This is a genomic window from Acinetobacter sp. NS-4, from assembly GCF_037402435.1.
GTDB lineage: Bacteria > Pseudomonadota > Gammaproteobacteria > Pseudomonadales > Moraxellaceae > Acinetobacter.
This window is the reverse complement of sequence record NZ_JBBEUE010000024.1, coordinates 1-12,828: the sequence shown is the minus strand read 5'-3', so window position 1 is coordinate 12,828 and position 12,828 is coordinate 1. Positions and strand designations below refer to the sequence as shown.

11 protein-coding genes and 1 pseudogene are annotated in these 12,828 nt (G+C 40.6%); 8 read left to right on the top strand and 4 right to left on the bottom strand.

Going from position 1 to position 12,828, the window contains the following annotated elements; translation table 11 throughout:
• The first annotated feature begins 104 nt into the window (after nt 1–104).
• Both WAE57_RS14630 and WAE57_RS14625 read left to right on the top strand, forming a co-directional pair.
• Nucleotides 105–373: pseudogene (locus tag WAE57_RS14630) on the top strand (N-acetyltransferase).
• A gap of 53 nt (nt 374–426) precedes the next feature.
• Nucleotides 427–711 (top strand): GNAT family N-acetyltransferase, encoded by a 285-nt coding sequence (locus WAE57_RS14625; RefSeq protein WP_237788467.1) that lies wholly within the window; start codon nt 427–429, stop codon nt 709–711.
• Between the two features lie 55 nt (nt 712–766).
• Here the strand turns inward: WAE57_RS14625 and WAE57_RS14620 are convergent, their stop codons facing one another.
• The 3 genes from WAE57_RS14620 to mpl form a co-directional block, all read right to left on the bottom strand.
• Complete coding sequence (locus tag WAE57_RS14620) at nt 767–1,849, bottom strand: zinc-dependent alcohol dehydrogenase family protein (protein ID WP_337711143.1); 1,083 nt, start codon at nt 1,847–1,849, stop codon at nt 767–769.
• 839 nt (nt 1,850–2,688) lie between these two features.
• The gene (locus WAE57_RS14615; protein WP_337711142.1) at nt 2,689–2,838 is read right to left on the bottom strand and encodes a hypothetical protein; all 150 of its coding nucleotides are present in this window, start codon (nt 2,836–2,838) and stop codon (nt 2,689–2,691) included.
• Nucleotides 2,839–3,175: 337 nt separating this feature from the next.
• Nucleotides 3,176–4,540, bottom strand: coding sequence for a UDP-N-acetylmuramate:L-alanyl-gamma-D-glutamyl-meso-diaminopimelate ligase (mpl, locus tag WAE57_RS14610; RefSeq protein ID WP_337711141.1), 1,365 nt, complete (start codon nt 4,538–4,540; stop codon nt 3,176–3,178).
• 257 nt (nt 4,541–4,797) lie between these two features.
• Between mpl and WAE57_RS14605 the strand changes: the two genes are divergently transcribed.
• The 4 genes from WAE57_RS14605 (at nt 4,798) to WAE57_RS14590 (ending at nt 8,929) form a co-directional block, all read left to right on the top strand.
• Nucleotides 4,798–5,136, top strand: a complete 339-nt coding sequence (locus WAE57_RS14605) for a DMT family protein (RefSeq protein ID WP_086176740.1) — start codon at nt 4,798–4,800, stop codon at nt 5,134–5,136.
• A gap of 180 nt (nt 5,137–5,316) precedes the next feature.
• The gene (purE, locus tag WAE57_RS14600) at nt 5,317–5,829 is read left to right on the top strand and encodes a 5-(carboxyamino)imidazole ribonucleotide mutase (RefSeq protein WP_086176732.1); all 513 of its coding nucleotides are present in this window, start codon (nt 5,317–5,319) and stop codon (nt 5,827–5,829) included.
• 27 nt (nt 5,830–5,856) lie between these two features.
• Nucleotides 5,857–6,978 (top strand): 5-(carboxyamino)imidazole ribonucleotide synthase, encoded by a 1,122-nt coding sequence (locus WAE57_RS14595; protein WP_337711140.1) that lies wholly within the window; start codon nt 5,857–5,859, stop codon nt 6,976–6,978.
• A gap of 664 nt (nt 6,979–7,642) precedes the next feature.
• On the top strand, nt 7,643–8,929 hold the full coding sequence (locus tag WAE57_RS14590; RefSeq protein WP_337711139.1) for a lytic murein transglycosylase: 1,287 nt from the start codon (nt 7,643–7,645) through the stop codon (nt 8,927–8,929).
• Between the two features lie 93 nt (nt 8,930–9,022).
• Here the strand turns inward: WAE57_RS14590 and WAE57_RS14585 are convergent, their stop codons facing one another.
• Entirely contained in the window at nt 9,023–10,150 is a 1,128-nt protein-coding gene (locus tag WAE57_RS14585) for an anhydro-N-acetylmuramic acid kinase (protein WP_237788474.1), read from the bottom strand.
• Between the two features lie 63 nt (nt 10,151–10,213).
• Between WAE57_RS14585 and tyrS the strand changes: the two genes are divergently transcribed.
• Both tyrS and WAE57_RS14575 read left to right on the top strand, forming a co-directional pair.
• Nucleotides 10,214–11,446 carry a tyrosine--tRNA ligase gene (tyrS, locus tag WAE57_RS14580; protein WP_171264069.1) on the top strand — a complete coding sequence of 411 codons (1,233 nt, stop codon included), beginning with the start codon at nt 10,214–10,216 and terminating at the stop codon, nt 11,444–11,446.
• A gap of 529 nt (nt 11,447–11,975) precedes the next feature.
• Nucleotides 11,976–12,269 carry a hypothetical protein gene (locus WAE57_RS14575; protein WP_237788475.1) on the top strand — a complete coding sequence of 98 codons (294 nt, stop codon included), beginning with the start codon at nt 11,976–11,978 and terminating at the stop codon, nt 12,267–12,269.
• The last annotated feature ends 559 nt before the right edge of the window (nt 12,270–12,828 follow it).

Below are 12,828 nucleotides of genomic sequence, written 5' to 3'. Positions count from 1 at the left end.
TAAAAAAAAGAAATCCTGCGCGGTCAAAAACAGTAAAAAACTTAACACTCTGGCGCCAGCAGTTATGGCATGTTGAATATCTTGCTCCTCAGCAGAGCATAATCATGTTAGAGATTAAACATAAGGATGATGGCAAAAAAGGTGAATTTTATATCAGTGACCATCGTCATCATTTCGCTGAAATGACCTATACCTGGGTCGGTGACAGTATCCTGATTATTGACCATACCCTGGTGGATGATACTTTGCGTAGACAAGGCATTGACCTGTGGTGCAGTTGGCCCGAGAAAAACAGGTCAAAATTATTCCATTCTGTCCTGTTGCAAAATCCGTTTTTGATCGAGATTTAACTCTGCATGATCTATTGAAATAATGTATTTTTAAAGTATTCTGATTATAGTTAAAGCCAAAAAATGAGGGAGAGTTATGCAGTTTCAACATGACGATAACGGCCAACAAGGCGAGTTTTTCCAGCTGAATGCTGCAGGAGAACGTGTTGCAGAAATTAGCTATTTATGGCGCGGTGAACATCAGATTATTGCCCATCATACCTGGGTAGATGATTCTTTGCGTGGACAGGGTACAGCACGTCAATTACTGGATGTATTGGTGGAATTTGCTCGTAAAAACCAATTAAAAATTGTACCGACCTGTTCCTATGTGGATGTGATGTTTAAACGTGATCAAAGCCTGACAGATGTTGCGGCCTAAATTTTAGATAGATTAAAAAAGCCCAAAAAAACTGGGCTTTTCTCATTCCAGCCCACTAGGCAATATCAATAATTACCTTCATGGCATTTTCATCTGCGGCATGTTTAAACACATCATAGGCTTTCTCAAACTCATCAAATTTAAAGTGATGGCTGGCTAAGCGTTCCAAAGGCAGTTTTCCGGAACAACAGGTTTTCAGCAACATGCCGGTGGTATTGGTATTGACCAAGCCGGTGGTGATGGTCAGGTTTTTAATCCAGAGCTTTTGCAGTTCAAAATTGACTGGCTTGCCATGTACCCCGACATTGGCGATATGACCGCCCTCTTTTACCACGTTCTGGCAAATGTTCCAGGTGGGTTCTGCACCCACAGCTTCTATCGCACAATCGACCCCTCGCCCTTCGGTAATCTCTAGAATACGTGCAATCGCATCTTCCTTGCCGGAATTAATGGTATGGGTGGCACCCAGCTCTTTAGCCAGCGCTAAACGGTGATCATCCATATCCACCGCAATAATTTGCGCGGGTGAATAGAATTGTGAGGTCAACAAGCAACCCATCCCGATCGGTCCTGTTCCCACAATGGCAATGCTATCCCCCGGTTTAACATTGCCATAACGCACACCAATTTCATGTGAAGTTGGCAGTACATCGGATAAAAACACGGCAATGTCTTCGTTTAAGCCTTCTGGTAAGGGATATAAAGAGGTATCGGCAAATGGAGTGCGCACATATTCTGCATGAGCACCATCAATCATGTAGCCCATAATCCAGCCACCTCCGTTACGGCAGTGAGCGTAGAGTTGTTTCTGACAATTTTCACAAGTCCCGCATCGGCTGACACAGGAAATAATAACCCGATCGCCTTTTTTCACATTTTTGACGGCTGAGCCGACTTCTTCAACGATACCAATCCCTTCATGACCTAATATACGACCGCTAAATTCACCGGTCTTCTTCTTGGCCTCTTCCTGAATTTCGGGGTTTTTACCTTTCCATATGCCTAAATCTGTACCGCAAATGGTGGTTTTGGTGACCCGGATGACCGCATCCGTTGCATCAATAATTTGGGGGATGGGACGGTCTTCAAAGCGGATATCATTTTCGCCGTAATAGACCATTGCTTTCATTGTTGTCATTAGCTTATTCCTTTTAGTATTCACCTACTTTCATTATGTATTGATATATTTTAAATTTTTCTCAAAATTGAAACCTGTTGCTTTAAATTGAGTCTAACCAAATATGAGCAGTAGCATGAAAGAAGTATATTGGAGGCTCTGCGGTATTTGTCGCTTGTTTAATTGTGGCATGGATACACAGAGCTTCGCTCTCTAAGCTAGCAATAGTCGTTGACGAAGTCATTACTTGGACAGGTTTTCTTACAGAATGATCTGATTTGAAGGTGAACTTAAATTATTCACGATAAAAAATTTACAAATGTGAACTTTTATTTCAGGTGATTTATAAGGACTGTTTTTATAAAAATAATGTCTGAAATTTTTTATATTATTTTAATATTTAGAATGTGATAAAAGTCTGAAGAATATTGGCTAAATAGTTAAATTTTATTGCACAACTTCAAATTTATAGAAATATTCAAAATATATACAGTAAGTATTGCCTTACTTTTGAAAGATCAAAAGTAACAAAAATCTTCTGTTGAACTGATGGTATATCCCTATACCACAGTTCAACATGGCGACATCCGTGTCGCTTTCAACGAATCATATTTTAGGTTTATCTTTTTCTTCAATTCTTGCCCGAGCACCTTCAGGTAAAGTTTCAAAACGATCGCGAATTTTTTTAGGTCTCGCGATTAAATCTTCAATGAGATAATTAATTGTTTCAAATAGAGTGTTTGCAATTTCAGGAGAGTCTTCAAGATTTATTTCCCCAGGATGAACAGCACTATTTCCTACTACACGACAATAATCTAAAGCTTGCTGAATATGTGGATCTAATCCTTTTTTGACTAAATTTAGAATATCCTCATTAATTCGCTCCCCTTTTCATTAATTTCAATCATTAATTTTTGGACTACTAAACGTAATAATGCTGCAGCTCCTCGTGGTGATTTATTAACAATGCTGACAGCCTCTTCAAAATCATTTTTAAGGCTATCAGGCATGTCTTCATGAGGTTGTATTTGAGCATCAAGTAATGGGTAAATAATTTCATTATCTAACCATAAAGTACTCTGTTGACAACAAGTACATTGGCTACTTCTCAGCTCTTTTTGATCATGAAAATATCTATCATTTTGAAATGGAATTGGGAACTTTGCATCATTGCTCCATCTCTGGTGTGCATAGACTTTACAATAGAGGCAATGAAACTCTTCTTTTTGGAATATTGGTGGATAATATTTTTATGTCATAAGTTTTATTATAAAAATAGATGATTCATTGAGTCTAATAAAAAAGGACTATAAAAATAGTCCTTAATTTTCAAATATTAATTGTGACTTAAGCTTTTAAAGCCGTAATCAATTTCTGATGTAAACCACCAAAACCGCCATTCGACATAATCACCACAGCATCGCCCTCACCTGCCCCAGAGACAACAGTTTGAATGATGTCATCTAAGCTACGTGCAACCACAGCTTTATTCGGTGCAGCTTCAATCACTGGTTGTAAATCCCAGTCCAGCCCTTCAGGTTGATACCAGATTACTTCATCGGCTAAACGTGCAGAGTGCGCCAAACCATCTTTATGACTACCCATACGCATGGTGTTGGAGCGAGGTTCAATAATCGCCCAAAGTTTACGCTCGCCAAGACGTTTGCGTGCGCCGTCTAAAGTGGTTTCAATTGCCGTTGGGTGATGGGCAAAGTCATCATAAACTTCAATACCTTTCACGGTATCCAGCAATTCCATACGGCGTTTCACACCGCCGAAATTCGACAATGCTTCACATGCAGTTTCAATAGAAACACCGACATGTTCCGCCGCCGCAATGGTTGCTAAAGCATTCGCAACACTATGCTGACCGGTCATATTCCATTTCACGATGCCTTTCACGACGCCGTTTTGCAGTACCTTAAAGTGTGAACCATCATTTGATAACTGTTCGGCAGATAAAGATGCTTTTTCATTGCTATCTAGACTGGTACGAACTACTGGAGTCCAGCAGCCCATTTCCAGAACTTCATCAATATTGGTTTCAGTGATTGGTGCAATAATGCGACCTTCACTCGGAATGGTACGGACTAAATGGTGGAACTGTTTTTGAATCGCAGCCAAATCATCAAAGATATCGGCATGGTCAAATTCAAGGTTATTTAAAATCGCAGTTTTTGGGTGGTAATGCACAAACTTGGAACGTTTGTCGAAGAAAGCAGAATCATATTCATCCGCTTCTACACAGAAGTATTTGCCGCCACCTAAACGCGCGCTTTCAGTGAAACCTAAAGGTACGCCGCCAATCAAGAAGCCCGGGTTTAAACCGGCTTGATCTAATACCCAAGCCAGCATGGTCGTGGTTGTGGTTTTACCGTGGGTACCTGCTACGCCAAGTACATGTTTGCCTTGTAAAACGTGATCTGCCAAAAATTGCGGACCTGAAATATAAGGCAAACCTTCATTCAGCATATATTCCACAGCATCAATGCCACGTTTCATGGCATTACCCACAATCACCAGATCGGGATGTGGCTGCAAATGACTGCGATCATAACCCTGCATTAAGCCGATGCCTGCATTTTCCAGTTGGGTTGACATAGGTGGATAGACATTCGCATCTGAACCCGTCACCTTATGTCCCAAATCACGCGCCAAGAGTGCCAGCGAGCCCATAAAGGTGCCACAAATACCCAAAATATGCAGATGCATGCGTTTTAACTCCACTGCTTATTAAGACACATCACGTTGTTATTGGTGGTGTTGTCATTATCGATTCAATTTGAAAGCAACGATATCAAGGGTTTTGCGGAAAAGATAGTCTTTCTTGTATCTATTCATAGCATTGCAGCAGGTGCTTTATTTTGAGCCTGTATGCTGTATTTAGGGAGTAAAAAACGGTACGCAAATAACATGCTTTTTTGCAGGAAAAACGTAAAATACGCACAACAGCACCAGATCAATTTGCCATGTTCTTTCCTTTATTGCTTTTAATTATTTCTAATTGTTTCATGACCTTGGCCTGGTATGGGCATCTTAAATTTTTACATGGTGCCCCGCTCTGGCAAGCCATTTTATTTGGCTGGCTGATTGCCTTACTTGAATATAGTTTTATGATTCCGGCTACCCGCCTGCTGGCGCAACAAGGCTGGGCCATGGGACAGATGAAAATTACTCAGGAAGTGGTGACTTTATTGGTCTTTGTCCCCTTTATGATTTTGATGTTTAAGCAGCCTTTTAAACTGGATTATCTGTGGGCAGGTCTATGTTTATTGGGCTGTATTTATTTTGTCTTTCGTAGTCAATAAACTGACCACTGCCCTATTTTTATCTATTTCTATAAAAAAGATTGAAAATATCCATCTGCGTAGGCTGTTAAATTTTGGTGAGATGAAAAATCAGTCTATAATATCGAGCTTCTGATTCATTTAAAGCTTGGCTCTTGTCGAGATTTATCCTTCCTTACATTCGTTTATGGAACATTTGCAATGAATGCGGCTGCTGCAGACACTCAACCTCTCGTTGGAATTATCATGGGTTCCCAATCTGACTGGGCAACTCTGGAAAACACTGCCAATATGCTGAAACAGCTTGGCGTCCCATTTGAAGCGGAAGTTGTTTCTGCACACCGTACCCCAGACCGTTTATTTGAATATGCTGAAACAGCACGTGAACGTGGCATTCAGGTGATTATTGCCGGTGCTGGCGGTGCAGCACATTTACCAGGTATGTGTGCAGCAAAAACTGATTTACCTGTGCTAGGTGTACCGGTGAAATCTTCCATTCTAAATGGCGTAGATTCATTGCTTTCAATCGTGCAAATGCCTGCAGGTATTGCTGTCGGTACATTGGCGATTGGTCCTGCGGGCGCAACCAATGCGGCCATTATGGCAGCACAAATTTTAGGTCTGACACGCCCTGAAATTGCCAAAAATGTTGCTGAATTCCGCGCTGCGCAAACTGAAAAAGTAGCAAGCAAAAATATTCCTGGTCAAATCTAAAGCCAAGCTTAAAACGGGACACACGTTATGAATAAAACCATCGGTATTTTTGGTGGTGGTCAACTCGGCCGTATGATGGCGCAAGCTGCTTTACCGCTGAATATTCAATGCACTTTCTTTGAAGCCAATACCGACTGTCCTGCGGCAGCCTTGGGGCAAGTCATTTCAAGCCAAGCTGAAAATGGTTTAAATGACTTTATCCAAAGTGCAGATGTTTTCAGTCTTGAGTTTGAAAATACCCCGCTTGCAGATGTAGACGTTTTAACCAAGCAAAAAGAATTGCACCCGCCACGTCAGGCTCTGGCAATTGCCCAGCATCGTCTGTCTGAAAAAGCCTTGTTTGATGAACTGGCGATTCCGGTCGCACCGTATAAAGCGGTCACTTCACTGGAAAGCTTAAACGCAGCTGTGGTTGAACTGGGCTTGCCAATCGTATTGAAAACCTCACGTGGGGGTTATGATGGTAAAGGGCAATTTGTTCTTCGTTCAACAGATCAGATTGATCAGGCTTGGGCAGAACTGGGTCCTGCCGGTGAACTCATTGCAGAAAGTTTTGTGACTTTCTCACGTGAAGTGTCGATTATTGCGGTGCGTGGTTTAAATGGTGATGTAAAAACCTGGCCATTGGCGGAAAACCATCACCACAACGGCATTTTGTCGCATTCAATTGTGCCGGCACCTAACAGTGCCGATTTACAGCCTGTGGCACAAGATTACATCACTCGCCTGCTCAATCATTTGAATTATGTGGGTGTGTTGACGCTAGAACTGTTTGTGACCGATAAAGGTTTATATGCCAACGAGATGGCACCGCGTGTGCATAACTCGGGTCACTGGTCGATTGAAGGGGCTGTTTGTTCGCAGTTTGAAAACCACATTCGTGCTGTTGCCGGTTTACCTTTGGGTTCAACCGAAGTGGTACGTCCAACAATCATGATCAATATCATTGGTCAACATCCGAAGTCTGAAGATGTCTTGGCTTTAAATGGCGCACATTTGCACCTTTATAACAAGACTGAGCGTGAAGGCCGTAAAATTGGCCACATCACCTTGATGCCGAATGACAGTGCTGAACTGACTGCTTTATGCCGTGCATTGGCGAAAATTTTACCGAATCCACTAGCACTTAGCGAAGATATGAGCATTTAAACCCAAGTTTGAATGATAAAAAAGCGGTCATGCCAATGACCGCTTTTTTTATGCCTGCACTTCGGGCATGATTGCGCCTCTTTTGAGTGAGTACGCCGTTTATCGGAACAAAATAAAAAATAATTGTATGTTATTTATACAATCCTTTATAAATATGGTGCATAAAAAACAAGCAAGTAGAATGGTTCTGTATTTCAGTTTTAGCACTGTAAAACGCTGCAGAAATTTTAAATTCAAAAGATAAAAATAAATTCAAAAAATATGAATTTAAATTTAAACCCATGCATTTGAATTTAAAAAATATGAATTCAAAGTATTTTATGAAATATGAATTTAAGCTTTTTAAATTTAAAAGCTGGATTTTGAATTTAAAGTTTTGGCTATTTAAAGCTATAAAAATAAAAGAAATTAACTTATCCACAGATAATTTAAATTTAAAATAATGTTTTAAATTTATAGAAATGAATTTAAATTCATATTTCCAGATATTTTGAATTTAAAAACTTGTAAATAAAGGGTTGTGGATAGATTTTTTAAATTCAAAACTTAAATATGAATTTAAAATAAAGAAAATAAATTTAAATTTACGATTTGATTCAGAAACGATGTGTTGATGGTGGTATGGTAAAAGCATAATTTAAATTCAAAGATCGTAAAGGATACTATGCAGCGCTTAGCTTTCATTTTAGGTTCAGTTTTCCTTGCAATGACTCAAGCCAATGCTGAGCTGATTATTAATGGTCAACCTGTCACAGTCACTTCAACTCCACCTGCAAATCAAATTTTTAGTTCGCAAAATAATTTCCAGCAATGTATTGCCAATTTACGTTCTCAAGCGATCAGTGCTGGAGTAAGTGGCTCGACTTATGACCGTTATACGCAAAATTTAACACCGGATTATTCGGTGATTGATAAACTGAATTATCAACCAGAATTTTCTACTCCCATTTGGGATTATTTATCTGGCTTGGTCGATGAAGAACGGGTACAGCTTGGACGTCAAAAATTAGCCCAGCATCGTGATGTGTTGAATCGTGTTGCTGCAACGTACGGTGTACCGGCTGAAACGGTGGTTGCGGTATGGGGTGTGGAAAGTAATTTTGGAGATATTTCGGGTAGTTATCCTTTATTACAGGCTTTGGGCACTTTAAGCTGTGAAGGGCGGCGTCAAAGTTTTTTTCGTGGCGAATTTTTTAGCAGCATGCGAATTTTGCAGCGTGGCGATGTAAGCGAGCAGCAAATGAAGGGTTCATGGGCTGGAGCATTTGGGCATACCCAGTTTATGCCTTCAACTTATGAAGAACTGGCGGTGGATTTTGATGGGGATGGTCGTCATGATCTGGTGTCCAGTACCACTGATGCTTTGGCTTCAACTGCAAACTTCCTGAAAAAACGCGGCTGGCAAACGGGTATGCCTTGGGGCTTTGAGGTGAAAGTTCCTGAAGGCATGTCAATTGCGGGTGAAAGCCGTCGTAATAAAAAGCTTTTAAGTAGCTGGATCAGTCAAGGCGTGGTTCGCGCTGATGGTACACCATTAATTCAAGGTAATTTAAGCGAGTCATCTGCTGCAGGTTTAATGGCACCTGCCGGTGAGAACGGGCCGTTATTCTTAGTATTTAAAAATTTCGATGCTATATATAGTTATAACGCGGCGGAAAGTTATGCTTTGGCGATTGCACATTTGTCCGACCGCTTACAGGGACAGGGTGGCTTTAGTAAAGCCTGGCCAACTGATGATGCGGGTACTTCACGCGCTGAACGTCGTGAGATTCAGCAGTTCTTGGCCAATCGCGGTTATGACATTGGTACTGTAGATGGTCTGATTGGTGATAAAACCCGTCAAGCCATCCGTCAGGAACAGATTCGTTTGGGCCTAAGTCCGACGGGACGGGCAGGGCAACAGATTCTGAATGCTTTTCGTCAGGAAAATGCTAAAAAGCTGATGAAATAAGTGACTATATAAAGTATAGAAGCAATAAAAGTATAGAAATAAAAAAGGTCTGCTTGATGCAGACCTTTTATATAAGTCTTTTGGAATAAAAACTTATACCGCAGTCATGGTACCTAAAATACGATAACCTGCAGCACCTGTCACTGCCGGCAGATTACCACTTTGCTGATTCACAAAGCGCATCGCCAACCATGCAAAAGCAGTGGCTTCCACCCAAGTTGGGCTTAGACCTAAATCAGCGGTACTTTGTACCGTCCATTCGTGTTTGCGTAAACGCCAGCGCAATTGCTCAAGTAAGTTCGAGTTATAGGCACCGCCACCGCAAACATAGACTTCGCCGGTTTGCATTTCAGAACGGTAAATGGCTTTTTTAATCGCGCGGGTGGTGAGTTTCATTAAAGTCGCCTGGATATTTTCAGGCGTATCTTCTAACTCGTCATATTCAAGGTCATTACGCCAATCCAGAATCTGTTCATCTAGCCATTCAAGGTTGAAGTCTTCACGACCGGTACTTTTGGGTGGTTCTTTTGAAAAAAACTCATGCGCTTGCAAGCGGTCGAGCAGGCTGCGGATCGGTTGTCCATATGCTGCCCAGTTGCCGTTTTCATCATAAGGCTGACCCGTGTATCGGTGACACCAGGCATCCATCAGGATATTGGCGGGACCGGTGTCAAAGCCAAAGACTGCTTCGGGTTTGCCTGCAGGCAACATGCTGACATTGGCAATCCCGCCTAAATTCAGAATCACACGATGAATGCTGTCATGCTGGAACAAGGCCTGATGAAATGCGGGAACTAAGGGAGCACCTTGTCCGCCAGCAGCCATATCACGACGACGAAAATCTGAAATCACTGGAATTTGCGTCATTTCGGTAATGATATTGGGATCACCAATTTGCAAGGTGAAGCCATGTTCGGGGCGGTGGCGAATGGTTTGTCCATGCGAGCCAATGGCTTTAATTTGAGTGCGATCTAAATGATTCTTTTCAATGAGCGTATTGATTCCTTCACCAATCATGGTTGCTAAAGCAACATCAGCTTTACCCATACGATCAATTTCGTTGTCTGAAGGTAGCGTTAATGCCATCAACTCATCACGTAGGTCCGGTTCAAAAGGCAGAGTGAGGGTGGCATGAAGCTGTAAAGGATCAAAAGAAGCAGCAACAATATCGACACCATCCATGCTCGTGCCGGTCATTACCCCAATATAGATCGCTGTCATGATTATTCTTAAGCCTGCAATGTGCTGAAAAAGTGTTAGTATATCGCACAAATTGAATAACTGATGTATTTGGGTTTTGTGATGTCAAATTTCCTGCCGGCTGAAGAACAACTTGCCCTCATCCAACGAGGCACACACGAAATTATTTCTGAAGAAGATCTTCTGAAGAAATTAAAACAGAATCGTCCACTTAAAATTAAAGCAGGTTTTGACCCAACTGCACCTGATTTGCACTTAGGTCATACGGTTTTAATTAATAAATTGAAAGTGTTTCAAGATTTGGGCCATGAAGTTTATTTCTTGATCGGTGACTACACTGCCATGATTGGTGATCCGACTGGCAAGAGTGCGACACGTCCGCCTTTGTCGCGTGAAAAAGTGCTGGAAAATGCAAAAACCTATCAAGAACAAGTATTTAAAATCCTTGATCCAGCAAAAACCAAAGTGGTGTTCAACTCTGAATGGTTTGCTCAAAAAACTGCAGCTGATTTAATCCAGTTGGCTTCGCAGCAGACTGTGGCGCGTATGTTGGAACGTGATGACTTCACCAAGCGTTATAACAGCCATCAACCGATTGCGATCCACGAATTTTTGTATCCACTGGTACAGGGTTATGACTCGGTAGCACTCGAAGCTGACGTGGAATTGGGTGGTACAGACCAAACCTTTAACTTGTTGATGGGCCGTACCTTGCAAGGTCGTTATGAACAAGAAGCACAGGTCTGTATTACTGTGCCAATTCTTGAAGGTTTAGATGGCGTGAATAAAATGTCTAAATCTTTGGGTAACTACATTGCGGTATTTGATGCACCGGGCGCGATGTACCAAAAAGTACTTTCTATGCCAGATGCCTTAATTGAACGTTACTTTGACTTACTCAGCTTTAAATCAGTTGAAGAAATTCAAGCGTTGTTAAAAGAAGTGGCTGAAGGTCGTAACCCGCAAGAAGTGAAGAAAATTCTTGCGCTTGAGCTGGTTGAGCGTTTCCATGGTGCGGAAGCTGCTGCAACTGCACATAAAGGTGCGGGTAACCTGATTACTGAAGGTGAACTTCCAGAAGGTACGCCTGAAGTGACCATTTCACGTGGTGAATATGGTGGTGAAATCTTTATTGCTTCTATCTTACGTGCTGCCGGTTTAACCAAAAATGCCGCTCAGGCAAAAGATGCGGTAGGACGTGGTGCGGTAAAAGTAGATTGGGAGCCAGTTGATGGCAATTTCTCGGTGAAAGAAAACGTCACTTTAATTATTCAAGCCAGCAAAAAAGCAATTGCAAAAGTCATTTTTGTTGACTAAGCCTAAGCTAAGCTATTGAAATAAAAGCAGGCTTTGGCCTGCTTTTATTTTTTATACCGTATATTAATATTCTAAATAACTAAATTCAAAAAAAAGCTTATAAAAACAATACTTAAATTTTTCCAATTGTCTTGATTTTGTCATATTTTATGTTTAAGATTTATCCATCTAGACATTGTGTAGAAAACATATCTAGAGGGTACGTGTATAACAAAAAAGTTCCACAATTTTACGTCTCTTCCCCAAGGGACTTTTTTAAATTTTTGCAGATAACTATAATAATGACACGATGGATCGCATAAAGATTCAACTCCAAGGAAGAGATTTTGGGAGAGATCTCTTCTTTTTTTATTTCCAAAATTTCACCTTTACTTTCGATGTTCTCATTTAAGAATCACATTTTTCATTTGCTTCAAATCCCGTGAAGATTGCCCGATAGATACTGACATCCAGAAAATTATCAGTATGCTGATGATATGAGGTCTCAAAGAAGATCTATAAATTTATAAAAAGAGGGTAAATAGCGTTTATGTACCACTATCAAACTCAGGATATTTTCGATCAGGAAGTTGATTTCATTTTACGTTTTCTATTTGAATACGAGACCGCTGAACAGAAGCGGAAATCCTTTGAGCTGGCACATGCTTTATTACAGCAATTAGATCTTGCCTCACACTATCTTCTATTTTCCTTAGTTAAAGAACGTTTGCCACGTCGGGCTAAACTATTATTTGCTGCTGAAGATTATAAGGGTAAGAAAGAAGTGATTGAGGAAGTCATGCAACACTGGTTAGGGGGTAACAATCCCCAATATGCAGCTTAAGTCTTAAAATCCTATTTAGCTTTATATAGGTCTGAAATTAAGTTTTTATCTTATCTAAAGCTTAATAAAGATGATTTACTTATTTTTCGCTACTTAAAATCTGGAATTAGAAGGAAAAGTCTAATAGAAGCAGCAGACTGACTTTGTTGATTTACCTTATATCTATAAGTCGGATAGCAAACAGCAAAATATGTAACCTGATATAAGAAAGTTTTGGAAAATTCTGGGTGTAAAGTTGAAATTTTGTGGTCTTATTAAAATTTAGCACTTTTTTGAGAGTTATTAGGTCTTAATAAAAAGGGCTGTTTTAAAATGAATTGCACTGAGTACAGATTTTATTTCATAAAAATGCTCAAAATTTAGATGAAAAAGCGATTTTTTGGTGATTTTCGTTGAAAAAAGATACATACGTGAAAAATATAGTGAATTGGGGGTTGCAATGATTCTGAAATCCTCTAGAATGCACCCCATACCGACGAGATAGACGGAAACGAACGAAGCGCGAAGCGCTGAGTTGTTAAGTTTGTTGAAGTCCAGCTCTTAATACTGACGAGGTATT